This is a genomic window from Sulfuricurvum sp. (assembly GCF_030691015.1).
GTDB lineage: Bacteria > Campylobacterota > Campylobacteria > Campylobacterales > Sulfurimonadaceae > Sulfuricurvum.
In genome coordinates this window covers 21,397-47,315 of record NZ_JAUYFF010000004.1, presented here as the reverse complement: position 1 = coordinate 47,315, position 25,919 = coordinate 21,397, and the positions used below count along the sequence as shown (strand labels likewise).

The following is a 25,919-nucleotide window of genomic DNA, read 5'->3' as shown; positions in this document are numbered from 1 at the left end:
ATGTCCTTAAAGCGGAAAGTGCAAGAACTGAAACGTGACCTTATTTTAGAAGAAGCTACCAGCCTCTTCATCAAAGAGGGTTATGAAAACATGAAAATATCAGACCTTGCAAAAAATGCCGGAGTTTCCGTTGGGGCTATATACAGTATGTTCGGTTCCAAAGAGAATATATATAACCATTATATTATGGGACAAATTGAGTATTACATCGAAATTATCCAAGAAGAATTAAAACGCTATACCGATCCGGTAGATATGCTTAAAGCAATAACCGCCATCAAATTCTCCGCCATTATTAAAAATAAAAATGCCCTCAAAGAAAATCTAATCAATGATCCAACCTTTTTCCTAAACGTCTCAGCAGATGATGATGATCCGCTGATGGGGATGTATCTTTATATTGCAAACCATGTTATGGAACCTTTATCCAAGAGTGTTAATACCGATAAAAACCCGTTGGAACTCTTTTTCCTTTATGATGGCATAACCTTTGGTATGATCAAATACTGGATAGTAGCGGGAGGAGATTTAGCAGGACGTGTCGATGATGCGGTTGAGAATTTCCTTCGACTCGTTCATACTCATTAATCCCTTTTTACAAAGCGTACGGACTTTAATGAGTCTGAAGCACATCCTAACTGATACTCCACCATCGAGGTAAACGGATCTAAAAAGGATTCAAAAGCACCCTCTTCTATCTCTTCAATCCCTTGTTCATTCAATAATTCCAAAACGCTCAGTGTCGATTCGATGGTAGAGAGACAAAACTCTTTAGGTTGCTCTTTGATTCGAAACTGCGAACTTTTAGAGTGGGTGAAACTCATGCGTGGAAGATTTTGAAGATTGCTGCTCAGACGCAGCATTTTCACTGAACACGGCCATGTCGAGTCAATGATAAATATCACAACCTGTTTTCCTACCGTTTCGATCTTCTCTTTGTTGAGATGAAGTGCATTTTTACCGGGGTAAAGGACATAACAGAGATTATTAGGATTATTGATCAACGTATTGACGGCCGTGTGTTCACTAAAATCGATATCGATATAGAGTTCTGAGTTTGGAAGGGAAAGGTGGGTGAGCCGTCCTGTACCGTTTTTTGTTTTTTTAAACTCTTTCGGATGCATCAGGATAACGAATTTTGTCTGTGTCATTATCGGTCTGATATGTGGACACATACACGAACTGATCGGACGATAGCATTGGTAGCATTTTTCTCTACCTTCAAGTAATTCATTCATACAGTATCAATCTTCTATTGCTTTTCATTATTATAACTAAAAGAGTATTTTGAAGTGTTCTTATTAAAATTTTGATACCATCTTGACATCAGAGGGGATACAATTCTATAAAAAAATGGAAGCGTATGCACTTAGCTGATAATATATGGGTTGTTGTGAGTGAGGGGGTTGTTTTGTTCGCTCTTGTAATAGTAATATTGGTAAAGATCGCATCAACTATCAATAAATGAATTTAATCTATCCCTACCGCCATTATATGGTCTCAATTTTATTAATTATACTCATTACAATCGTGAGTCAAGTATTTAAATTGCAGTTGGGTCTCATCAATATTGCATTAATCCATTTAATTCCTGTCATTGTAATAGCACTTCACGGTAATATGAAATCAACATTCATGGTAACGCTCAGTACCGTCTTGATATTCGATTTGCTGCATGTTCCCCCAGAAAAAAGTTTTGATGTTCATGATCTATCGTATATATGGAGTTTTATTATTTTTTTTATTGTGGGATATACGATCAGTTCTCAGGCAAAACGGATTCAGACCAATGCGATCAAGGAGATTTTTCTCAATACCCTCTCTCATGATCTTAAAACCCCCTTATCCTCCATACTGGGCAATGCTTCTTTATTATTACAGGAGAAGATGAACGATCCCCATGTCCGTCGTGAAGTCTTGATACAAATTAACGACTCAAGTCAGAGAATGAACCGTTTGGTTGCCAATCTTCTTGACAGTGCCCGATTACAGGATACGCAGAGTGCGCTTCGCAAGGAGTGGTGCGATTTTGAAGACATAGTCGGTGTAGCGCTTCAGGAGTTTCGCTATAACCCGAAACAATCTCAAATTGAGATTACCATTGATCCGGAGTTGAGGCTCTTTTGGGGTGATTGCGCTCTATTGGTTCGACTCATCGTAAATCTGATTGACAATGCACTCAAATATACGGATGAGGGAAAAGCAATTCGACTCACTATAACGGAAACGGGAAAGAAAATAAAAGTTCTTTGCTTTAATGAGTCATATCCGATCAAAAAAGCCGATCTCAAAAATATGTTCGATCGCTTTTACCGCCTTGAACATAGCGCAGATATCAGAGGAAGCGGTATAGGGCTATCCATTTGTCGGGATATCGTTAGTGCTCATAATGGAGAAATAGAGGCGTATAATGTCCAAAAAGGTGTCTGTTTCGAAATCACCTTTCCGGTTGCTAAATCTCCTGTCAGTGGATTAAAAGATTTACTATGAAAGCACAAGAGTTGATTTTAATCATTGAAGACGACCAAGCCATTTCAAAAATGCTCAGTCTATCACTCCATCAGCATGGATTCAAAACATTGCTTGCTGCTGATATTAAAAGTGCAGTGCGCTTGATACATACCAATAGCCCCGACTTGATCATCCTCGATTTAGGTCTCCCTGACGGTGACGGCAAAGGATTGATCAAAAAAGTGCGTGCCGAGCTCTCGGTTCCGATTATTGTCGTATCGGCTCGTCATGAAGAAAAGGAGGTCATTGCCTCACTTGATGCGGGGGCGGATGATTATGTTATGAAACCGTTTTCAATTGATGAGCTTCTTGCACGAGTCCGTTCGGCACAACGTCGTTTCTTAGGTCTTCAGCCCAATGTAAATGTTATACTATGCCATGAAATAACATTAGATATAGAACATCATCTTGTTGCAAAAAAGGGAGAGCCTTTAAAATTGACTCCCACGGAGTTTAATTTACTGAAATATTTTATCCTCCATCGTAATCAAGTTCTTCCCTATAGCCGTATCTTAAAAGAGATATGGGGCGTAGGATATCAAAATGAGATGCAGTATTTAAGAACCTATATTAATACGTTACGTAAAAAAATAGAGACCGATGTAGCACGACCGACCTACATTCATACAGAAATGGGTATCGGCTATCGTTTTACATGCGATATCGCTTATCAAGAATAAAGGATCAACCATACATACGCAAGAAATTAAAATAATTCTCTATAGCTTTATAGGACTTATCGTTTTCGGTGCACTGCTTCTCTCCCTTCCGTTTGCCCATAATGGAGAGTTACGATTTATCGATGCACTCTTTACCTCTACCTCCGCAGTGTGTGTGACGGGATTGATTGTGAAAGATACTCCTGTTGATTTTACCTCCGCAGGGCATGTGATCATCCTTACCCTTATCCAAATTGGTGGACTAGGGTATATGACAGCCGTTACGTTTATGGCGGTTATGCGTAAACAAAAAATCGGTCACCGAGATCGTCTTATTCTCAAAGAGGCATTAAATCACCCAGGGATGGATGGGTTGGTACGATTTTTAAAAATCGTATTTGCCTCAATTATCATCATAGAAGTAGTAGGAATCGTCATTTTAACTTTGCGATTTTGGATCGATATGCCCTTTGCAAAAGCCGCATGGTTTGGAGTGTTTCATGCTATCTCAGCATTTAACAATGCCGGTTTTTCTCTCTTCAGTGATAACTTGATGAGCTATCGCGGTGATACAATTATCAATCTTACCATACCGATTTTGATTATTCTCGGCGGTTTAGGGTATGTAGTTTTGCTCGAAATCTACAATTATCGACGCGGTCAGTTAGTCCGTATTTCTACCCATACCAAAATCGTTTTGTATATGAGTGCTATCTTGATCGTTGCAGGTATGGCGTTGCTTCTCTCTTTGGAGTGGAATAATGCATTTCGATCCATGCAGTGGGACGAAAAATTTTTAGCGGCTTGGTTTGCATCCGTTAACTATCGCACTGCCGGATTTAACAGTATCGATTTTTCAACTTTGACCGATTCCAATCTCTTTTTCGGTACTTTTTTTATGATGACGGGAGGAAGCCCGGGAGGAACTGCCGGAGGGATAAAAACGACAGCCGTTGCACTTGCATTGATCGGTGTATGGTATACCCTCAGAGGCGATACCCATGCCCATATTTTCCGTCGTTCTATTTCCCCCTATCAGATCAACAAAGCGTATGCCGTTATCTTTATAGCCTCTTTCTATGTGGTATTTTCCACTATTCTTTTGAGTGAAATTGAGCGTTTGCCGTTTCTGCGGATATTGTTTGAAACGACTTCTGCATTCGGTACGGTAGGGTTATCGACAGGAAACGGCGGTGTTCTCAGCTACAGTGCCCTCTTTAGTGATTGGGGAAAACTTAACATCATTGTGTTGATGCTCATGGGGCGGGTAGGAGTCTTTGCTTTTACCATTATCATTGTCGGAAAAGCGATCGAGAGCAGAATTAAATATGCAGAAGGAAAGGTAATTATTTAACATGGAAACATATGCAGTTATAGGTTTAGGAAAATTCGGATTTCACGTTGCCAAAGGCTTGGCACAACAGGGGCTTAGCGTAATCGCTGTCGATTTAGACGAGGAACAAATACGAGAAATCAATGAATTTGTTCAAGATGCTATCATACTCGATTCTACCGATATACGTGCGCTTCGTGAAGCAGGGATCGGGAATGTCGATGTTGCGGTCGTCAGCATCGGTGAAAATATCGAAGCGAGTATTCTCACCGTTATGGCACTGAAAGAGCTCGGGGTGGAAACGGTAGTCGCCAAAGCGATTACAACCGTACACGGTCAGATCCTTTCCAAACTTGGAGCGGCGAAAGTAATCTATCCAGAGATGGAATCAGCTAAAAAAATCGTTAAAAAAATGGTTAAAAATATGCACTACGAGACCATTGATCTCTCTATTACGATGAAAATTGCCAAGCTGACCGTTCCCTCTTTTTGGGTTGGCATATCTATTCTTTCCCCGATTTTTGAAGATGAGTTTGAAGTCAAACCGATTGCCTACAAACATCAGGGAGTTTGGTATACCTCGTTTGAAAAAGACGATATTCTCGAAAAAGGGGATATTCTTGTTGTTTTAGGAAACAGCGGTCATATCGAAGCGCTCAGTAAAAAGATTTAATGGAATACGAAGTCATTTTAAAGAGAATATCGGGCATAATTTTGTAATCATTTCGTAACCTTTCGGTAACGGTTTTGTAATAAAATTCCGCCCTTAGATTACAATTTTAATGAATGGAGTATTCATGTTCTCTCGCGACAACCTCTTTTTCGGCGGTATATTTATCATAATGACCGCCGTTTTTATGGTTTGGGGATTTAACTATCTCGAAAACAACTACACCCTTTTTGTATTAGCTACCCTCTTTGGTGTCTTTATGGCTTTCAATATCGGCGGTAATGACGTTGCCAATTCATTTGGTACGAGTGTAGGGGCTAAAACCCTCACCGTTAAACAAGCACTAATGATTGCCGCAATCTTCGAACTCGGCGGAGCTATGCTCGCAGGAGCCGAAGTTACGAATACTATCCGCAAAGGGATCGTAGATATCTCGGCCATGAATTTTGATCCGATGCTCCTTGTTTTTGTTATGATGGGTTCACTCCTCTCCGCAGGGACATGGCTTTTGTATGCAACATTCAAAGGGTATCCTGTCTCAACGACGCATGCCATTATCGGAGGGATTCTAGGAGGCTCTATCGCTCTTGGATACGCTACGATGGAAGTGGGAGAATCTGTATTTGGTCTTGTCCATTGGGATCAAGTGACTAAAATTGCAATAAGCTGGGTCATTTCTCCGATTCTAGGCGGTATGGCTTCATTCGGAATCTATTGGTATTTGAAAAAAAATATTCTCGACTACAATGACAATGTTCAAGCACACATTGATGATATTAAATCACAAATCACGGCACTGAATGCTTTACACAATGCAGAAACAGCAACTGCGGAAGAAAAAATAAAGCACGAAGAACAAGTTCACGAGCTTAATCGTCTCAAGAAAAAGCAAAACGCTTTTTACGCCCTTCGTACCCATGCACCCATTGTTGCGGCATTCGGTACGGCGATGATTGCCGGAATGCTCTTGTTCAAAGGTCTTAAACACGCCAATTTGGGTCTAAATGATGCCCAAATCTATATGTTGCTGGCAGTTTTATCTACCCTTATGTACGGTGTTGTTTACGCCATCATTAAAGTAATGCACAAAGACACTCCGCACAAAGCAACGTTACGCGTTTTCAGTATGCTCCAAGTCCTAACCGCGTCATCGTTTGCCTTCAGTCACGGTGCCAACGATATCGCGAACGCTATCGGACCGTTTGCCGCTATCATCGATATTTTGGCAACCGGTAACATAAATGCGGAATCTCCTGTCCCCGTAATCGCTATGGCAACGTTTGGTATTGCACTGGTCGCCGGATTGTGGTTTATCGGTAAAGAGGTTATCGATACTGTCGGAAGCCGTATTACCGAGATATTTCCCGTAACCGGATTTGCTGCTGAGCTTGGTGCAACCTTGGTGATTTTACTGGCGACCGTTTTAGGAATCCCTGTTTCATCGACCCATATCCTCGTCGGTGCGATTATCGGAATCGGTGTACTCAACCGTGATGCTAACTGGAAATTGATGAAGCCAATCGCGCTGGCATGGGTCATTACCCTACCCGCAGCTGCAGCAATGGCAGCCCTCTTCTTCTTTATCCTTAAGGTAGTATTTGGCTATTAAGCCAATACTCCTTAATCTTCTTTTTTACCTTTTCCGTTTACAGTTTATTGGCGATTATTTTGATTTCATTAACAAGTGCTTGTTGACGAGCATAAATATATTCGATAAGGTAGCTCTCGTACGGCTCCATAAGATTCAGTTCTACCACCACTTTGGTAAATTCATCACCCTCTTGTATATACTGTATTCTCCCGGCAACTGCCATGGTTACCATCCCGCCATCAAATCGCTCCAGAGGCAGATTGAATTGTAAACTAACCTTAGAGTCCAGTTTTAGAGGAACTTTCGAGACGCTTAATTTACACGCAATTGATTTTATAGAAATATCTAAAATTGTCCCCGACATGACGCTTTTAGCCGTCGAAATCGTCACATGCATACGATGATCGCTCTGAATACGGATGTATTGACGATTGTTACCGGAAGCTTCCAGTGGCTCAAAATTGGACAATACGGCAATCTTTTTAGCAACATCGACGATTTTGACATTCGCCAATATATCAAAAGGGATATTTGTGCCTTGAATGACGACATTGCCCTCGAGTTTCATGGCATACCCTTGCATCTTTTCAATGGCCACATAGACCAAATCATTCGATATCTTGACAATTCGTGCCGCCGTGCTGATACGAATCCCTTTGTAAAAATTAAGCATCTTGACCGATGTCTTTGTCATAATCATTTTTTCAAGATAATGAAGGGCTTGCGTCTTTTCGTCAATCTCTTTCGGAGCGGCTGAAATTTGGAAATGGACGAGATGAGCTAAATCGCGTGAAAGCAGCTGTTTTTGATTTATATGATCGATGATACCGATCGCTTTATTCAGTTCCACGCCATGCATATCGATGATAAAAGAATCAATGACCGGAGAAGCCCCTTCTATCGATATTTCGAGATTAAGGTTTTCATGAAAACGTTGTAATCTATGCTTGAGTTCATCCAGTGTAAGACTTGAAGAGATAAGTGTATAAATATCTTTGTGCCATTGAGCCATTTGTGTATCATGGTCAAAATGAGTTTCTGCAAGTTTTAGTATCTCTTTACAAACTTCATTATAGATATCTTCACCCCGCATCTCAATGATCTTATCCGAATTTTCAATGTACATAATAATGACCGGAATCGCCTCATTTTCTCTCTTATGGATGACAAAAGCATCTTTAAGAAGTTCGATAAAGCCCATTCGATTATGAAGTTGTTTGTTACATTTTTGTATCGGTGCGATCAAAGGGATCATACTTACAAGGAACTCATTCTCTTTTAACGGTTGATTCGTAACAAAATACTCTTTTGACTCACCATTTATATCTTTTCGAGAAATTATTTTTTGAGCGAACCCCGATGTTTTGATAAGAGAAGCCATCTCCTTTTCTTCAAAATAGCAATCAAAGTCTCCCAAACTTTTGATTCCGAACTTACGTTTTATAGTATCATTGGCGTATACCGCTTTCCCCTCTTTGTGTATCCAAAAAAGGTTATTGGAGTATTCAGAAATAGTGCGGTCGTAATTGGTAAGGATCGATTCATTATGTTTTTTTACCAATGTCGAAAAAATCCCCATCATTACCTGAGCAAATTCTTCTTCATTTTTAGGAATATTATTGACAGCAGACATACGAAGAGAGAGAGCGGCTCTTAAAACATTAATATCTTTAAAATCGGATGTCAACAGGATCGATTCAAGGGACTGAACCAAAGAGATAGAGTTTTTTAAATCGGGTTCTCTTAAAAAAGAGGCTGAGCCGCAAAGGATAAGTAAGTGACAGCTCAGAGGCGAAGCATCTATTTGAATCTGATCAAAAGACCTGAAATCGGAAGTACGAAAAACAGATTCAGCCGATTCACGAAAAGGCAGATCAGTTCCTGATTCATAAACCACAAGAAGATCAAAGTGTTTGGCGTACTTAGCGATTTTTAGAATGGACACCTTCATCCCTGATAGTTGTAAAATAATTATAATTGTACCCTATCAGAGACTTTTCCCCACTTAAATCAGGGCAAAGTTAGCTTGAACACAGTTTCTGCTAATATTGCAAAAAAGATTTAGGAATATTTATGCTCCGTTTTGCCCCAAGCCCGACCGGTGATATGCACATCGGCAATCTCCGTGTCGCTTTATTTAATTACATCTCTTCCGTTCAGCGTGAAGAACCGCTCCTTATCCGCATTGAAGATACCGATAAAGAGCGCAATATTCCGGGAAAAGAGGAAGAAATATTTGCAATTTTGGCACTTTTCGGTATCGAATACCAAGAGCAACAACTGCAAAGCAACAATCTTCGCTTTCATCGTGCAATGGCTCTTCAACTTCTACAAGATAAAAAAGCATTTAACTGTTTTTGTACCTCAGAAACATTGGATGCCAAGCGTGAAGCTTCCAAAGAGGGAAAAATAGCCTATCGCTATGACGGAGCATGTGAGAATCTCCATGCCGAAGAGGTGATTGATAACCCTCTCCCTTTTACGATTCGCCTTAAAAAACCAAGCCATTCGATTACCGTTACGGATATAATCAAGGGAGAAAGTACCTTTGCCGCAGATGATATCGACAGTTTTATTTTGATGCGCGCCGATAAATACCCAACCTATAATTTTGCGTGTGCCGTTGATGATATGCTCGCAGATATCTCTCTCATTATTCGAGGAGAAGATCATCTGAGCAATACCCCTAAACAAATGGCCATCCATGAAGCATTGGGATACGACAAAAAAATAGAGTATGCCCACTTGCCGATTATCCTCGGTAACGAAGGTAAAAAAATGTCGAAACGAGATGACGCATCCAGTGTCAAATGGCTTCTTGAAGAGGGATATCTTCCCGAAGCGATCACCAATTATCTCATCTTGATGGGGAATAAACCGCCGTGTGAAATTTTTTCTCTCAAAGAGGCCATCAAGTGGTTCGATCTGAAAACTCTCTCCAAAGCACCTGCTCGTTTTGATATTGATAAACTTAAATTCATCAACCGTGAGCATCTCAAAGGGCTTGATCCTAAAGAGCTTTCACGATACGTCGGATTTGCGGATGAAGAGATCGGAAACCTTGCAAAACTCTTTTTAGAAGAGGCAAGCACCCTTAAAGAGTTGCGTGAGAAAATCGGTGCGATCTTTGCTCCGAAAATTGTCCCTGATGAGTACAAAGAGGGGTTTGATGTGTTACGCGATTTAACCTTGAAAGCTCCCCATTTTGATGATTATGAATCGTACAAAGCCTATTTGATAGAACACAGCGGCCTCAAAGGGAAAAGTCTCTTTAAGCCGTTGCGAATTCTTATCGGCGGTGCAGAACACGGACCGGAGATGAACGATCTCTACACACATATTAAAAATTATCTCAAAGAGGTGGCAAAATGATGGAAGGTATTATTTCAGGTTTGGGCGGCATTGTCCACTCTCTCCTTACCGTATATACATGGGTTGTTATCATCGGGGCTCTTTTGACGTGGGTACGCCCAGATCCATATAATCCGATTGTGCAAATTATTTACCGACTAACTGAACCTGCCTATCGTGCGGTTCGCAAGATTATGCCGACCGTGTTTAACGGTCTGGATTTAGCTCCGATCATCTTGATCGTTTTATTGAACGTAATCGATGTAATATTGGTTAATATCATAAATGCGGTGGTTATGTCGTGAAATTCTCCTTCTCCCTTGCGGCACTGCTCTGCGCCAATCTTTGGGGCGTAACACTTGATGAGATCAATAGTAAACCCGCATCTCGCGAAAAAAACTTTTTGATATGGCAGTACTTACGTCAAGACATTAATACGACTCAGGCATCCGAAGCTTTTTATCAGGTTGAGTATGTCAACGAACGGTTTTTATTCGATTACGCTTGTAAAACCGATGAACCCGAGATCCGATACACCGCAGAGTGTCTCCAGAAGGTCTCTACTGACCTAATGAACATTGTTGAAGACGATTGCCTCTATCTCGCTCTTACACCGATTAAAGCCCAGCATTTGGAAAGTTACCAGCGGGAGCTTATTGCCACGCGTCTTGGTGATCGTTTCGGCGACGTACAATGGCTTCGTACCATGAACCACAATAATCACTTCTCCGCATTCAGTGATCTATCCTCCTCCCTTAAACTTTTTCTCATCTCGGGAATGCAGTATCGAGCAGATCATTTTAATCTTCCGATTGACAATGATATTCTTGCTCAACTGACGGTAGCAAAAGGGTTTGATCAACTGGTTTACCTTAGTGCAACGGAACACAAACTAACTAAACTCCAAGAATCTCTTAGCAATGTCAGCGGTGGTGTTTACAGCGGCCAAACCCACTTTTATCTAGGTATCAATGCATTGAAATTCAATCGTGTCGATAATGCTCTGTTTCATTTTCAAGAAGCAAAACGTAAAGCACTCTCTCCTATGGAACGAGACAAAAATAGTTTTTGGTTGTATCGTATTACTCAAGACGAAACAGCCCTTAAAGAGCTAAGCGAGAGTCTCGACATCAATATGTACACTTTATGGGCCAAAGAGAAGCTCGGTATTGAAACCCAAAACTATTTCACAACCTTGCCGACACAGGGCAAAGAGGGATTCAAAGGGGATAATCCGTTTGAATGGAATGCGCTGCATCAAGAACTTGTTGTTACCCCACCTGAAAAGCTCTATGAGATTGTTGAGCGGTATGACGGGGAAGATTCTCTCGCGGTACAGGCCTATATGATTGAGCGTGTCTATCAACCCTATATTCATAATTTCACTATGCCCTATGATCAATATATGTCAACCCTCACCCTTGACCAAAAAGCGATGTTATATGCACTGATGCGTCAAGAAACACGACTCATTCCTGGGTTGATTTCGCGATCTTTTGCCTTAGGTTTAATGCAAATCATGCCCTTTAACGTCGATTCCATTTCTAAAATTCATCCGCTTAAAATTAAATCGTATGACGATATGTTTAATCCGGAGTTTAGCATTGCCTATTCGATCGAACACATGAAGCACATTGAGGCGACCCTCTTTAATCCGGTACTCGCGGCATATGCCTATAATGGCGGAATCGGATTTACGAAACGTCTGTTATTGAGCGGCGCTTACTTCAATGCAGGTGAATATGAACCGTTTATGAGCATGGAGTTGGTGGGAAATGCCGAGAGTCGAGAGTATGGCAAGAAAGTACTTGCCAACTATGTAATGTACAAGAAGATTTTAGGAGAAAGTGTCTCGATAGCGACTATTTTTGATACTTTAACACAACCTTCCCAGTCTGATTATTTTCGAGCCGAAGCGATAAAGAAGAGTTTAAATCCGAATTAAAACGGATAAAATAGTACCGATTCCAAGCGTTTTGGATCGGCATAAAAGAGCGTTTTGGATCTTTATCATCAAGAGGCTCGATAAGGGTTGCTTTTTTTCCGTTTAGGCTCACTGTATAGCCGTTAGACTCTAACTCTCTAACTTTGTTCGTTCGATCATCTTTTTCAAAATAAACCGAAACAATAAAATTTTCACCTTCATTATATTTGATCGGATCTGTTTTATTGAGATACAAAGAAGAGAAAATCGCTTTGGTCTCTAAAGAGAGGACGATTGAACCTGTGCGCAGCTGCTCTACCGCACGTTCATGTGTCTCATCCATTTTAAAAAGGTCAAATGCCCCCTTTTGCGCACAACCGCTAAAGAGCAATAAAGCTGATATTGCTATCCATGAAAAACGCATCGACATCCTTTTAGATCGTATTGGTAGTATTATACGCAAACTCCCCTTAACCGATTTCTATAAAGAAAATGCGTAAATATTTTCAAATTTTATCATGCGCGCTTCACCGTAACACATATGGATAAAAGTCCCTTTTTGTTGGAAGTGGTATTTTTCAAATAATGTAACTGCATTGAGATTGCCCATCGGAACATCTGCAAGTACTTTTTTGAGTCCTCTAAAATAGAGAACCCCCTGCATCATTTTCTCCGCTTCATCTTCAAAGCCTCCCCTGCATTGCCATGGTCCGAGATAGACGCCGCGTGCATTGATTACGCTGGAATGCTGAAAAGAATTGGGAAGGGCAAATTTAAGGGAACTGTTTCGCTCCATTTCATCCATCATAAAATGCATTCGATCTTCACCGAAAGTTTCCAAATCAATTTTACGAATGGTTGCATCAAAGTTACCGCCGTCTAGTTCTTTGGCTTGTGCATTGGTAAAGCTAAAGGGTGGAACTTTTCCGACATTTAAAAACCGCCCTACTTCCATCACACTTTTAAAACCATATCCCTTGAAAAAAGATTCTAAGAGTGGATGAGCATGCAGATAAAGGGAGGGGTGTTCCTCTTTTAAGACATCGAACAACGTATTAAAAAGGCGTTTTCCTATCCCTTGTTTTTGGTGACTCGGTTTCACCATAAAATATTTAATCATGGCCGTTGTCTCAAACTCTATGGCCATAACGGCACCGACTAATACCCCGTCCTCATACGCACCGTAGCACAAATGGGGAGCGTGCATCATCATCAGTTTCACATGATAACCGTCCAACAACCACCCTGTCTCCTCGGAAATTTTGGTCAGTTCCGCAACATCCGAATATTTAAGCCACCCTATAAACATACCGCATCCTGATAAAGGGATTTTAATTCTAAATTGTCGAGAACACGTTTGCGTGACGTAACAATCTCACGAATTTTCGGTAAAAGGTCCCCTAGAATAGAGTTATCGGCACTAATTCCCATTCGTGCCAAATGGTAGCGAATCGTCGCACTTCCTGAATGCTTGCCGATGGGGAATGAACTCTCTAACCCCACTTCATGAGCTTCATACGGCTCATAGGCATGGGAATCTTTCATCATCCCATCCGCATGGATACCGCTCTCATGCGCAAATATCCGATCACCGATGATAGGAGCGTTGAAAGCCAAATTGATATTTGCGGCATGAGCAACGCTTTGTACAAGATCACGCAATAAAAGCGGATCGATCGATCTTGACTCTCCGTAGAGATGTTTAAGTGCCATAAGAATCTGTTCAAACGATGCGTTTCCGGCACGTTCTCCTAATCCGATCACTGTAGTATTCAGCCCTATGGCTCCTGCATCAAGTCCGCTGAGGGCATTGGCATTGGCAAGACCGAAATCATTGTGGGTATGCATTTCAATAGGGAGCAGATCATAACCGCATAACTCTTTTACCGTTTGGTACGTTTGTGTCGGCGTCATAACACCGATTGTGTCGCAATAGCGGAAACGGTGCGCACCATACTCACGTCCAAGCTCCATCACATCGCGTATAAAGGAAAGTTCTCCGCGTGAACTGTCTTCCCCTCCGATACAGATAAAAAGCCCCTCGCCAGATGCGGCACTTACAACAGCTTCAAGCTCATCCAAAACTTTTAATTTGCTTCCGCCGAATTTGACACCGATCAGCAAATCAGAGATAGGAATAGAGAGATCAACGGCTTTAACACCGCATGAGAGGGAGGCATCCAAGTCTTCCATCTTCATCCGGTTCCATGTCATCATCCGAGCCTTTAGCCCTAGATTTAACAGCTCTTTGATATCCTCACGCTCTTTGACACCCATCGCCGCAATCCCGATTTCAAGTTCATCGGCGCCGCATGCATCAAGCAGTGTCGCAATACGAAGTTTCTCTTCGGTATTAAAGGCAACGTAGGGAGCCTGCTCCCCATCGCGTAGAGTGGTGTCATTTATGAGTGCCATAATCGGCTCCTTAATTCACTTCCGCGTTTTCATCCAACCCGAAATATTTGCGTGACGCTTTCAGTACAGATAACTCAATCGGCTGATACGCATAGCTTTGATCGGCAATTATTCCCGCTGATTTCAAATCATCTTGCGGACACCCGCCGATTTTTGCGGTAAGGATTAATTGAATATCTTTGAGTTTCTCCAAAATAGGTGTCAAAGGATTGGTACCGTCCGGTCCCGCACAGTACTCTGTCTCTACTTTACGATGGTGGATAAATCGAATCCCCTTGTCCCCTGCTTCATAGATCAAAAATTCACGTACACTTCCGAAATGCTGATTGATCATCCCCTCGCCTGCCGTCGTAACGGCGACAAGAATAGTCACACCGGTAGAACTGAGTTCTTCTTTCTCTTTACGAACACGCTCATTTGCCTTGTCTAAAAAGAATCGGAACTCTTCAATTTTTGCCTGGGCCGCTTGACGTGCTTCGAGATCGTATTTGATTTGGAGTTCGTCGAAACTGAGTCCAGAAAATGTATCTTTGGTAAATTCCGCACCGCGGTCTTCACCGATAAGACCTACAGCATCGGCACGACATTGACGGCAGTGCTGCATGAGCTTCATATCCATGCCGCATGCTTCCTGAACGGCCATTTGTTCTTGATCGGTAGCACTCGGGACACCGTCAAGGGCAAACTTTGTTCCGAATTCAGGTTCAGAAAGAATCGGCATAATGTTATGCAAGAACACACCGATCTCTTTGAGTTTTTTAGAAACTTCTACCAAATGTTTGTCATTGATCCCAGGAATAAGAACCGAATTGGCTTTGATCAAAATCCCCTTTTCAACACACTTACGCATCCCTTCCAACTGCCGCTCGAGCAAAATTCTTGCTGCCTCTTTTCCATAAATACGTTTGTTGTTATAGAAAATCCACGGATAGATTTGACTTCCGATCTCTCCGGTCTCATCGACGGTATTGATCGTTACGGTGATATGATCGATGTTGTGTTCAACCATTTCATCGATAAAACTCGGCAATTCCAAGCCGTTTGTCGACAAGCAGAGTTTAAGATCGGGAGCAAACTGACGAACCAGTCCGAATGTCTCAAATGTCTTCGCAGGATTTGCCAGCGCATCACCGGGACCTGCAATTCCTAAAACGCTCATTCGTTGTACTTCACCGCCGACAAACATCACTTTCTTTGCCGCCTCTTCCGGGCTCAATCGTTCAGACGTTACTCCCGGTCGAGACTCGTTGGAACAGTCATATTTACGATTACAGTAGTTGCATTGGATATTACACGCAGGGGCTACCGCAACGTGGATACGGGCATAATGGTGGTGTGCCCCCTCTGAATAGCATGGATGATTGTGAATCTTCTCTTTGATGTCATCGGGCATAAAAGCTTCGCTATGGCTTGACGAACAGCTCATGGGTATCTCCTTGAGATTAAATCAAATGATTTTCTTGCCTCATCCAGCACGCAATCATTTCTTAATGGAGTTAATGCAAAGAGTGTTCTATGGCTTTAAAAAGGAGAATTAACAAAAATCGACGTTTTTGTAAGGGTATGTAGAATATTGGTATTTAGATGGTGGGCTTAGGGATAGAAAAAAGATACCCTTGTGAGTAATCGATACCGAGTTCAACCATTTTCGCGAAAATTGCCTCATCTTCAACGAATTCGGCGATTGTCTGAATCCCTTTGCGATTAGCAAAAAAGAGGATACTCTCTACAGTAAAAAGGTGGTCGTCGTCTTGATTGATGTTTTTAATAAGAGACCCGTCTATTTTGATGTAATCGACATCGAGTTTGCTTAAATAGCTGAAGTTGGAATATCCGGTACCGAAATCGTCAATCGCTATTTTACACCCGAACCCTTTGACGGTATGGATGAACTCCACCACCACTTCATAATTGACTATCCCTTCCGATTCCACGATCTCAAACACCAATCGCTCAGCGGCAGGTGAGGACTCCAATATCTGATATAAAAACTCTCTCGTTTCATCGGAGACAATATCCTGAACGGTAAGGTTCAACGAAAATTCATAGTTGTTTTGTTCAAAAACATCAAATGTTTTTTGAATCATAATACGGGTCAATTTGTCATAGAGTTTTGATTTTTTTGCATGCTCTAAAAACCAAAACGGGCTTAAAACGGTACCATCCTTTTCCACAAGACGTATCAATGCTTCATATTTAACAATTCGTCGAGTTGTATTATCGACAATCCCCTGAAAATAAGGGACGATTCGATCGTCTTCAATAGCCGATTTGATTTTATTGATCATCCATATATTATTACGGGTTTTCTCTGTCAATGCCGTATTGTCATTGAAAAAAATCAATTTTGCTTGCTTCTCTTTTGCCTCTTTGAAAGCCATATGGGCAAGATTATAGACATCCGAATAGGTTGCATGCGCTATCCCGCCTGTAATAGTGATGGAAATATCATTTCCGGCTACATTGTATTTAAAATTTTCTAACTTATTGATGTGCTCAAACATTTGATCGCGTAAGATTTCATCAAACTTTCTATCGATACAGATTATGGCAAACTCATCACCGCTGATGCGATAGAGATACTCATGAGGCATTGTCTCAAGCAGATGCTGCGCGAAATTTTTTAAAAGGGAATCTCCGTTCTCATATCCGAAATAATCGTTGACCGTTGAAAACCGGTCAATGTTTAGAAGCATCAAGGTTATTTCAGAGCCTCCGCTTTCCAAATCGTTGAACAGCGCCGTACGATTTTTCAATCCCGTAAGGGGATCTCGGAGTTGACGCTGAATGATTTTTTCTTGCTTGACGAGTTCCGTAACATCGTTTCGAGCCGAAATATATTCAATAATTTTCCCCTCTTCATCAAAGATAGGGGCTATAACCGATTTGACGTAATAATCGTGCCCGTCTTTGGTAATGTTTTTAAATGTCTCTTTCCAAACTTTACCCGATTTGATAGTTCTCCATAAATCTTTGTACAGTTTTTTAGGGTTGTCCGGATGGCGACCTATGTTATGAGGGTGGCCGATCAGCTCTTCACGGCTATATCCGGAAATAGCACAAAATGCATCATTGGCATAGGTAATAATCCCTTTCGCATTCGTTTTAGAGACAATCGAACTCTGATCCAACACCATTTTGTATTGATCAAGAATTTTGATATTTTCATCCAACTCGTTTTGAGTTATATTGACCAACTGAGTTAAAGATTTCAACATTGTGTGAGGGACATTGCGTATCCCTTTTGAAGGTTCAAACCTATTTAACGTATCCGACTCACTCAATGAAAGAGCCGTAGTCGTGATATTAAGAAGTTGATTGCCGTGAGGGGAATGAAAAAACTCTCCATAGGTAAAAAATCCTGCTGTCGGAGCTATTTCGTTAATCAATGAAAACTCATAATTAAGCTCCTCCTGCAAAAACATTTTCCGGACTGAGCAAGAATAGATATAGGTAGCTTCAACAGGTCTAGAAGCGACAGATTCTCGTATGTCGGAAGCATGATTAAGCACCTCTTCAATGTTTCCGATAGCAAAACGAACTTTATCCCCATTTTCAAAATGGCCGGCATACACAAACCCGCCCTTTTTATTTTGCCCAATCATCGATCTGGCAATCCTAACTCCGTCACAAACTTTAATAAAAGGAAATTCGACTGCACTTGCAGGAAGCATTGAAACCGCATCTGGTCCTAGATAATGGGCATACACCTCTTTGACAGGGCGCCCTTCAATTTCATAAATAATATTTTTATCTGCACGTGTGACCACCATCTCTTTACCGATAGATGTCCAGTTAAGAGAGTAATTGTTATGTACTTGCAAACAATCACTCTCCAGTACCACAATAACGATACCTCTTTCATAAACAGTATCATTATGCATAATCGCGGTATGGGTAAATGTCAAATCATCTCCAGCATTCCCGCCGGCTACGATTATATCGTCTCTAATCGATGCGAATCCTCTTAAAAAGGACTCCGAATCACCATGCAACCCTTCTCCGAAAGCAATACAAGCTTTGCTCCGCTCACTGAGAAGCTCACAAGCTGCCAAAACACCGCTTTCAAAATCAGCGCAAGAGAAATAACGACTTTTTATATCGGTCGTATCAAAAAGAGAAAAAGCGAGGATAATCTCATTCGATTGCATTGATCCATTCATAATCTCGCCTGCCGTAGTGGCACCGATGAGTACGGCATTAGGAAGTTTTAGGGCTATCTCATCAAGGACAGACTGGATCACTCTAAGATCCATATTGCCACTAAAGAGCTGTATGAATATAGAATACGAAGAAGGGATGTGTGTTTCGATAAAGGACGAAAGGAGATGTCGGTTTTCATATCTATGATTAATTAACCGCAAACCTTCCTCCAAACTTTAAATATTCTAATTTTATACTAAATTTACTAAATATCTATATATCTATGCATCTCAAATTCCATCTATTGTCACAACAACTACATCAGAATAAAAATTGCATTTCTTATAGTGAAATGTGAGGAGTTTACCCATGATCATTGCGATTCCCCTGGATGCGAGAGAACGTGTTTACCATAATAACCCGTGTGCATGTATGAAATTCTCACTTTATGAAGTGAGCGGTGACCGAAAAGATATACGGTACCGCTATATTGAAACCAAACTCAATCCTTGGGAAAAGTACTCAGGAAATATGGTTATTGACCCGAAAATGAAATCATGCGAATGTGAAAGTGTTTTGGCTCAAGACCCCTATCATATCAGCGAACACTATGCGTTGCTCGAAGTGATAGGGAAATCCAATATTCTCATAGTTGATCAGTATTGTCTAAACACTTTGTTTGCGATGAAAAATGTCGGTATCAAACTCCATAAAATCCCCCCGTTTATTAAAACCGCCACTCATGCGATCGAACATTTCGTCATTGCATCCGAGATCGCAGAACATCTTCGTTACGTTCATCCCGCATAAAGGACCAAAAATGCAGATAACCTATCATACAGCCCTCTTAGAACTCGAAGATATGCCCCTCGATATCGGATATTCTTCTGAGCGGGTAGATCTCAAAAACAGTGCGGGAGAGAGCTTTCGCATCGGGGGACAAAACGGCTCAACGCAGCTAATTATTACCCTCCCCTTTATCGACGACAACTGTATCGCTCAACTAAAAGAGATGGATTCTATCCTCTTTATCAACGCGTTGGGGGGAATCACCAAAACGCTCATCGTCGCCACCGACAAACATACAATGCCTCCACTTGAAGAGTGGCTCGTAGGCTTTGATTATGATGAAGCATTCGGAGATTACTACGGGGTTCGCTTATCAGGCGGGGAACTGAATGGAGAGTTTACTAAAGCCCTCTTTATTATCTCAAAAGACGGTGCCATTTTCCATCATGAAATTTTAAACGATCTCAATGATCCGTTTAGTCTCGATAAAGCACTGCTCAAAATTGCGGCTGCACAAAGCTGCTATACCGGAAAAGGGTGTCACGGATAAGTTTAGAGCCACTTTTTCTTACGAAAATAGATCAGCGGAATCGCACTGGAAAGTGCCATTAACACCAAAGAAAAATGGTATCCCGCACCCCAGCTAAGCTCAGGGATAAAATGGAAATTCATTCCGTAGATGCTGGCAATCAGGGTCGGAGGCATGAGTGCGACACTCGCTACCGTAAAGAGTTTAATGATCTTGTTTTGTTCGATACTGGTTTGGGCTAAAAAGAGATTTTGAAGATTATCCAGCGTATTGTCATCGATCGCTATAAATTCGATCAAAGAGTTAATATCTTTCATCATAATCGAGAGATCCTCTTTTATCTGTTTTGAGAGCTTAGGCGATTTTGCCATTGCCGTCAAAATACGTCGCTTGTCAAAAACCGATTGCCGCACTTTTAAGGTAAATTCCTGCAGAGTAGAGATTTTTCTCAATACCTCTACCGAGTGACTCCCCGATTCCCACAAAAGCTTTTTACGTATTTCATCGCACTCCCTGGAGGCATATTCGAGTAAATCGGCATCACGATCGATTCGAATATCAAAAATCTGCATAAACACATCATATCCGGTGTAAAGTTCTTTAGGATACGACAATAGCATCTGACTTAACATATCGAATGTTTGAAGTTCACTGTCACGGACTGTAAATAAGATATTGTCCTGTAAAACAAAACTGACACTTTCATTGTAATGTGATTTTGCATTCTCGACAAAAAAGAAAGAGACAAAAAAATAGGAATTGATCTTGATACTTCGGCTGTCTTCCCAGTAGCGTGAACTTAGTTCTATCTCTTCACGATCATGTTTGGTCGGCAATTTAAAATTAAACAACGCTTCAATCTGCTTAATTTCCTCTTCATTGGGCTGAAGGATATCAATCCAAACTATCTTGTCGAGCTCTTTTATTTCACTCAAATTTGCTGTTTCAAAAGCGCTGTCAGTACGTTGATAAACAAAAACCATCTACTATCCTATTTAACAAAAAAAATTCAACACAGTTATGTATATAATACACTAGAATAGCTTCATCTAGAAAATTTAAATCTTTAGGAGTTACAGTGAACCCCCATGTGCTCACAACATTGCTTGAAAAATTACTCGATATGAAAGAAAAAATGTCGCTGGATATCAATAAAGCACACACAAATGTCTCTTTGCTCAATATGAAGCACTATTTAAACCTCCGCAAGTATGATTTTTCGCAATTGCAAGATAACTTGACCAAAGTAGGATTATCCTCATTCGGACGTTCTCAAGCACATATGGAGGCAAGTATTAACGTAGCGATTGAGATGCTCTCTCTTGCCTTACAAAAAAAAGTACATCTTGCACCATCACCTTTAAGTTACGAAAAATCTCATGCCATTATGGATAAAAACAGTAGAATTTTCTCATCTTCCAGTGATAAAACCAAAATCATGATCACCGTCCCTTCCAATTTTAACGATGATAAAGATTGGTTTAGCAACCTCTCCCGCGAGGGGGTGCACCTCTTTCGTATTAATACAGCCCATGATAACCCAAAAGCTTGGAGCGAGATGGCTCAAGCGATACGCAATGTCAACTCAGGTGAAAAAGATTTAAAAATCTATGTCGATCTCGCCGGTCCCAAAATCAGAACCTCTCTCACTAAATCTAAAAAATCGGGAAAACCAAAAAAGATCAAACTCTATTTTGGCGACAAAGTTCTGATTCACTCAGAACACTCCACACAGAAGAAAAAATCAAAGCACTACAGTATAGGGTGCACTCTCGAAAACATAGGTAATCTTGTTAAGATCGGAGATAGAGTATTTGTTGATGACGGTAAAATCGAAATGGTCATTGAAGAGATAGTGGGGGAGGATATCGTTTGCGGTGTTCTCACCAACAAAGAATCCGGAAGCACTATCAAAGATGAAAAAGGGATCAACTTTCCCGATAGTAATATTAATATTCAAGCAATTTGTGATCATGATAAAAAGGTATTACCCCATATTTGTGAATACGCCGACATCATCGGGATATCTTTTGCCCAGACCCCCGAAGATATTCACGATTTGATAGATCAGCTCGATTTTTTAGGTAAAAAAGGCCTAATCACTATCGTAGCCAAAATCGAAACGAAAAAAGGGGTTGAGAATTTACCGCTGATTCTCGAGGAACTTATAAAATACGGCAACTCAGGTATTATGATAGCACGCGGCGATTTAGCGATAGAGATCGGATTTGAAAATCTAGCGTATATGCAAGAGGAGATTTTAGACCTATGCACAGCCGCTCATATGCCTGTTATCTTAGCGACCCAAGTACTAGAGAATAAAATGAAAACCAATATGCCCAGCCGTGCCGAGATATCCGATGTTGCCTTCGCCCATAAGGCGGAGTGCGTGATGTTAAATAAAGGAGATTATGCCCTAGAGACGATCAAGATCCTAACGACTATTTTCAGGCAAATGGATTTGATCTTTCGTAAAAATAAACTGCTCTATAATCCGAGCTTTCAGTGGAAATAGCCCTTTCAAAGAAGAATAAAACCATGAGCCATGAAACTATCATCAAGGGGATGGGATCGATTCTACACACGCATGGAGTGGCTTTTCGCGTATGGGCACCCCATGCACAACACGTATCCGTTATCGGATCATTTAACGAATGGGATGGAACCAAGCACTCTATGCAGAGTGAGGAAAACGGGTATTGGTACGCCAATATCGCTGAAGCCCATGCAGGTGATGAGTATCTGTTTCTCCTCACAACGCCTGAAGGTGAGTTCAAACGGATAGATCCCTATGCCCGTGAAGTGACAGGCTCGATCGGCAATGCCATCGTTCACGATACCCGTTTTGACTGGCAGGGGGATGATTTTAGCATCGTCCCTTGGAATGAACTTGTCATCTACGAACTGCATGTCGGGACGTTTAATGATCAAGAAGATGCTATCACTCAGGGGGAATTTTCATCGGTATCCGCACGTCTGGGACATTTGAAAAAGCTCGGTATCAATGCGATACAGATTATGCCGATAGGGGAGTTCGCGGGTGAAAGCTCATGGGGATATAACCCTGCCCATATTTTTTCGGTAGAACGCGATTACGGTGGTCCGTTGGCGTTTAAGCAGTTTATCAAGCGTGCCCATCAAGCAGGTATTGCAGTGATATTGGATGTTGTGTACAACCACCTTGGCCCCAGTGATCTGGATCTGTGGCAGTTTGACGGCTGGAGCGAAAACGCTCTTGGAGGAATCTATTTTTATAACGATGATAGAGCACACACCCCATGGGGAGATACCAGACCCGATTACGGACGGGGAGAGGTTCGTCAGTACCTCTTGGATAATGCCATGATGTGGCTGGAGGAGTACCATGTAGACGGAATCCGCTTCGACTGTACCCAATTTATCCGCATGGTCAATGATTCAGATAAGCAGGATATTCCTGAGGGGTGGAGCCTACTCCAATGGATCAATAGCCAAATCACACAGAAATTTCCCGGTCGGGTCACCATCGCTGAAGACCTTCAAAACAATAGATGGCTCACAAAAGAAGTCGGAGCCGGCGGAGCCGGATTCGCCTCTCAGTGGGACGCTATGTTTGTCCATCCCATACGTCAAGCGGTTATTACACCCCAAGACGAGCAACGATCCCTCGATGCCATCCGTGATGCCATCTTATACCGCTACAACGATGATGCCTTTGATCGGGTTATTTACAGCGAATCGCACGATGAGGTAGCAAACGGCCATGCGCGTGTACCCCAAGAGATCAATCCGAATGACCCCAAAGGGTGGTACGCACGAAAACGTTCAACCTTGGCCGCCGCAATGGTCTTCACCTCACCCGGTATACCTATGCTTTTCCAAGGTCAAGAGTTCCTAGAGGGGGGATGGTTTCGTGATACGGTTCCTGTTGATTGGGATCAATGTGCCGAGTTTCACGGAATCGTCCGCTTGTACCGAGATATTATACGGTTGCGCAGCAATCGTGAGGGCTTTACACGCGGTTTGTGCGGGCAGTTTACACAGGTGTACCATCTGAACAATGAACGCAAAGTTATTGCATATCATCGCTGGGACAAGGGGGGTGCATCGGATGATGTTGTGATCGTTGCAAATTTCTCACATGAGGCACAGCAAGACTACGTCATAGGATTTCCGAGTGAGGGAGCTTGGAAACTCCGCTTCAATAGTGATTGGGAAGGGTACAATGACGATTTTAGCAACCATCCCAGTACCGATATTGTCGCAAATGAAGGTGCGTGTGATGGCCTACCCTCTTATGCTTCGGTTTCTATCGGCGCTTACAGCGTAGTAATTTTTTCGCAATAACCGCTGTACGAAATAACACTATCTAAGCGTCATACATTTTGGTGTAGTATTCATGTGCCATACGACCGGAATCAAATGCGGGGATAACATGCGCCATCGCATTTTTCATCATCTGCGTCCATTGCTCTTGCTTATTATAATACATCGGAATAATCTCGTTTTCGAGTATGTCCATCATATTTTTATTGTCTTCGGCGTCCTGAAGCTCGATCGGCTGACTGTGGTCAATCGGTGGAATGGTAAACGAGTTGATCGTATGTTTGGCAAATTCAGGGTGCCATCCGTCATCCGTAGAGAAATGAATAGAGCCGTTCATACTCGCCGTCATACCGCTTGTTCCACTTGCTTCTCGTGATACACGCGGAGTATTGAGCCATACGTCTGAGCCTTTTTTGAGCATTCTGGAGAGATCAAGCTCATAGCCGACTAACACTGCCATATTCGGATAATCATGGCTGATATGGATCAGCTCATTGAAAACATTGATTGCATTGGTATCAAACGGATAAGGTTTACCCGCCCAAATAATCTGGATCGGTTCTTCGGTACGCTGAAGGAGCTTTTTAAATCGGGCAAGATCGTATTTAATAAGTCCGGGACGTTTGTATTCCGCAAATCGGCGTGCCCAAACAATGGTCAGAACATCAGGATTAAACATCTTTCCGGTCTGATCGGCGACGACGGTAAACAGGGTTCTCTTAAGATGTTTTTTACGGCTAATGATTTCATAATCTTCATGATCATCCAATGCCGCCAGTAACTCTTTATCGGTCCAAAAACGGCGATTTTGTGCATTTGTGACATGAATAATTTCAGAACGCCCTTCGCAATCCCTCCACATGCGGTTCGCCACTTCTCCGTGAAATTTGGAGACACCGTTGGTAATTTTAGACGAACGCAATGCCCCTACCGTGAGATTAAAATTTTGCTCATTTTCCATCTTCATAATGGAACGAACCGTATCCAATTCTAAACCGTTGAAGAAACCGAACTTATGGAGTAAATCGATATTGTGCTGCTCATTTCCCGCGTCTTCAGGAGTATGGGTAGTAAAGACAACTCGTTTTTTTACTTCATCCATATTCTTGTATTTAGCATACAGTTCAAAAACAAGTGGCAATGCGTGCCCCTCATTCATGTGATAGATATCAATGGTTTGCTTAAGCGCTTCGAGAACCTTAACTCCGCCGATCCCTAAAATAATCTCTTGCGAAATTCGGGTCTCTTCATTGGCATCGTAAAGTTTGTGGGTGATAGTACGTGCCAAAAAGTCGTTTTCAGGGATATCGGTAGAGAGCAATATCAACGGAGCGGAGCTGAAAACATCGGGAGAGAGGTAAAAAGCTTTGACATACACCTCTTGGGAATGGATCATTACTTTCGCCTGAATGCCCAAATCTTTGAGAAAATAGTAATGTTTTCGGACGAATTCCGCTTTGAGACTGCGATCAGGGCTGCGAGTTTGATCGTAATAACCGAAACTCCACAAAATACCGACACCTACAACGTTTTGACGTAGATCATACGCACTTCTCATATGTGAGCCGGATAAAAAACCAAGCCCCCCCGAATAGATTTTAAGCCCTTGATGAATAGCGAACTCCATCGAAAAATAGGCGATACTCTTTGTGTATTTCGAATCGTATTCGTAATCGTGTAATATCATGATCTCTTCTTC

The 25,919-nt window shown here is 41.7% G+C and carries 22 protein-coding genes; 13 read left to right on the top strand and 9 right to left on the bottom strand.

Annotated features, from left to right (window positions below; translation table 11 throughout):
- On the top strand, positions 1 to 588 hold the full coding sequence (locus tag Q8O20_RS05835; RefSeq protein ID WP_305530385.1) for a TetR/AcrR family transcriptional regulator: 588 nt from the start codon (positions 1 to 3) through the stop codon (positions 586 to 588).
- On the opposite strand, the gene Q8O20_RS05830 is transcribed toward Q8O20_RS05835, so the two are convergent.
- Positions 585 to 1,238 carry a tRNA-uridine aminocarboxypropyltransferase gene (locus tag Q8O20_RS05830; RefSeq protein ID WP_305530384.1) on the bottom strand — a complete coding sequence of 218 codons (654 nt, stop codon included), beginning with the start codon at positions 1,236 to 1,238 and terminating at the stop codon, positions 585 to 587. The genes Q8O20_RS05835 and Q8O20_RS05830 overlap by 4 nt on opposite strands.
- Before the next feature lie 226 nt (positions 1,239 to 1,464).
- Between Q8O20_RS05830 and Q8O20_RS05825 the strand changes: the two genes are divergently transcribed.
- The 5 genes from Q8O20_RS05825 to Q8O20_RS05805 all read left to right on the top strand — a co-directional run bounded on the left by Q8O20_RS05825 (position 1,465) and on the right by Q8O20_RS05805 (position 6,782).
- Positions 1,465 to 2,490, top strand: a complete 1,026-nt coding sequence (locus Q8O20_RS05825; protein ID WP_305530383.1) for an ATP-binding protein — start codon at positions 1,465 to 1,467, stop codon at positions 2,488 to 2,490.
- Positions 2,487 to 3,191 carry a response regulator gene (locus Q8O20_RS05820; protein WP_305530382.1) on the top strand — a complete coding sequence of 235 codons (705 nt, stop codon included), beginning with the start codon at positions 2,487 to 2,489 and terminating at the stop codon, positions 3,189 to 3,191. Before Q8O20_RS05825 ends, Q8O20_RS05820 begins: the two co-directional genes overlap by 4 nt.
- A complete protein-coding gene (locus tag Q8O20_RS05815; RefSeq protein ID WP_371131550.1) occupies positions 3,136 to 4,524 on the top strand; it encodes a TrkH family potassium uptake protein in 1,389 nt (462 codons plus the stop codon). The genes Q8O20_RS05820 and Q8O20_RS05815 overlap by 56 nt, the downstream gene beginning before the upstream one ends.
- A 1-nt stretch (position 4,525) precedes the next feature.
- Positions 4,526 to 5,176, top strand: a complete 651-nt coding sequence (locus tag Q8O20_RS05810; RefSeq protein ID WP_304743023.1) for a TrkA family potassium uptake protein — start codon at positions 4,526 to 4,528, stop codon at positions 5,174 to 5,176.
- Between the two features lie 124 nt (positions 5,177 to 5,300).
- Complete coding sequence (locus Q8O20_RS05805; RefSeq protein ID WP_305530381.1) at positions 5,301 to 6,782, top strand: inorganic phosphate transporter; 1,482 nt, start codon at positions 5,301 to 5,303, stop codon at positions 6,780 to 6,782.
- A gap of 37 nt (positions 6,783 to 6,819) precedes the next feature.
- Here Q8O20_RS05805 and Q8O20_RS05800 read toward each other — a convergent pair whose 3' ends face one another.
- Positions 6,820 to 8,709 (bottom strand): PilZ domain-containing protein, encoded by a 1,890-nt coding sequence (locus Q8O20_RS05800; protein ID WP_305530380.1) that lies wholly within the window; start codon positions 8,707 to 8,709, stop codon positions 6,820 to 6,822.
- Between the two features lie 128 nt (positions 8,710 to 8,837).
- Here Q8O20_RS05800 and gltX point away from each other — a divergent pair, with 128 nt between their 5' ends.
- From gltX to Q8O20_RS05785, 3 genes are read left to right on the top strand one after another with little or no spacing between them, the layout of a single operon-like run.
- Entirely contained in the window at positions 8,838 to 10,136 is a 1,299-nt protein-coding gene (gltX, locus tag Q8O20_RS05795) for a glutamate--tRNA ligase (protein WP_305530379.1), read from the top strand.
- Complete coding sequence (locus Q8O20_RS05790) at positions 10,133 to 10,420, top strand: YggT family protein (RefSeq protein ID WP_294896745.1); 288 nt, start codon at positions 10,133 to 10,135, stop codon at positions 10,418 to 10,420. Before gltX ends, Q8O20_RS05790 begins: the two co-directional genes overlap by 4 nt.
- The gene (locus tag Q8O20_RS05785; RefSeq protein WP_305530378.1) at positions 10,417 to 12,060 is read left to right on the top strand and encodes a transglycosylase SLT domain-containing protein; all 1,644 of its coding nucleotides are present in this window, start codon (positions 10,417 to 10,419) and stop codon (positions 12,058 to 12,060) included. Before Q8O20_RS05790 ends, Q8O20_RS05785 begins: the two co-directional genes overlap by 4 nt.
- Here Q8O20_RS05785 and Q8O20_RS05780 read toward each other — a convergent pair.
- From Q8O20_RS05780 to Q8O20_RS05760, 5 genes are all read right to left on the bottom strand, one after another.
- Positions 11,978 to 12,463 carry a hypothetical protein gene (locus Q8O20_RS05780; RefSeq protein WP_305530377.1) on the bottom strand — a complete coding sequence of 162 codons (486 nt, stop codon included), beginning with the start codon at positions 12,461 to 12,463 and terminating at the stop codon, positions 11,978 to 11,980. The genes Q8O20_RS05785 and Q8O20_RS05780 overlap by 83 nt on opposite strands.
- Positions 12,464 to 12,520: 57 nt before the next feature.
- Positions 12,521 to 13,348 carry a GNAT family N-acetyltransferase gene (locus Q8O20_RS05775; RefSeq protein ID WP_305530376.1) on the bottom strand — a complete coding sequence of 276 codons (828 nt, stop codon included), beginning with the start codon at positions 13,346 to 13,348 and terminating at the stop codon, positions 12,521 to 12,523.
- Complete coding sequence (locus tag Q8O20_RS05770) at positions 13,339 to 14,454, bottom strand: homocitrate synthase (RefSeq protein ID WP_305530375.1); 1,116 nt, start codon at positions 14,452 to 14,454, stop codon at positions 13,339 to 13,341. Before Q8O20_RS05770 ends, Q8O20_RS05775 begins: the two co-directional genes overlap by 10 nt.
- Positions 14,455 to 14,464: 10 nt before the next feature.
- Complete coding sequence (nifB, locus tag Q8O20_RS05765; protein WP_305530374.1) at positions 14,465 to 15,880, bottom strand: nitrogenase cofactor biosynthesis protein NifB; 1,416 nt, start codon at positions 15,878 to 15,880, stop codon at positions 14,465 to 14,467.
- A 154-nt stretch (positions 15,881 to 16,034) separates the two neighbouring features.
- Positions 16,035 to 18,818 carry an EAL domain-containing protein gene (locus Q8O20_RS05760; protein WP_371131548.1) on the bottom strand — a complete coding sequence of 928 codons (2,784 nt, stop codon included), beginning with the start codon at positions 18,816 to 18,818 and terminating at the stop codon, positions 16,035 to 16,037.
- A gap of 148 nt (positions 18,819 to 18,966) precedes the next feature.
- On the opposite strand from Q8O20_RS05760, the gene Q8O20_RS05755 reads away from it, so the two are divergent.
- Positions 18,967 to 19,407 (top strand): hypothetical protein, encoded by a 441-nt coding sequence (locus Q8O20_RS05755; RefSeq protein WP_305530372.1) that lies wholly within the window; start codon positions 18,967 to 18,969, stop codon positions 19,405 to 19,407.
- Positions 19,408 to 19,417: 10 nt separating this feature from the next.
- The gene (locus Q8O20_RS05750; RefSeq protein WP_305530371.1) at positions 19,418 to 19,936 is read left to right on the top strand and encodes a hypothetical protein; all 519 of its coding nucleotides are present in this window, start codon (positions 19,418 to 19,420) and stop codon (positions 19,934 to 19,936) included.
- 2 nt (positions 19,937 to 19,938) lie between these two features.
- Here Q8O20_RS05750 and corA read toward each other — a convergent pair whose 3' ends face one another.
- Positions 19,939 to 20,898, bottom strand: a complete 960-nt coding sequence (gene corA, locus Q8O20_RS05745) for a magnesium/cobalt transporter CorA (RefSeq protein ID WP_305530370.1) — start codon at positions 20,896 to 20,898, stop codon at positions 19,939 to 19,941.
- Positions 20,899 to 20,993: 95 nt separating this feature from the next.
- On the opposite strand from corA, the gene Q8O20_RS05740 reads away from it, so the two are divergent.
- Positions 20,994 to 22,430: a pyruvate kinase gene (locus Q8O20_RS05740; protein WP_305530369.1), complete on the top strand. Its 1,437-nt coding sequence runs from the start codon at positions 20,994 to 20,996 to the stop codon at positions 22,428 to 22,430.
- A 23-nt stretch (positions 22,431 to 22,453) separates the two neighbouring features.
- Positions 22,454 to 24,241 carry an alpha-amylase family glycosyl hydrolase gene (locus Q8O20_RS05735; protein WP_305530368.1) on the top strand — a complete coding sequence of 596 codons (1,788 nt, stop codon included), beginning with the start codon at positions 22,454 to 22,456 and terminating at the stop codon, positions 24,239 to 24,241.
- 22 nt (positions 24,242 to 24,263) lie between these two features.
- Here the strand turns inward: Q8O20_RS05735 and glgP are convergent, their stop codons facing one another.
- Entirely contained in the window at positions 24,264 to 25,907 is a 1,644-nt protein-coding gene (gene glgP / locus Q8O20_RS05730) for an alpha-glucan family phosphorylase (protein ID WP_304742199.1), read from the bottom strand.
- Positions 25,908 to 25,919 lie beyond the last annotated feature (12 nt).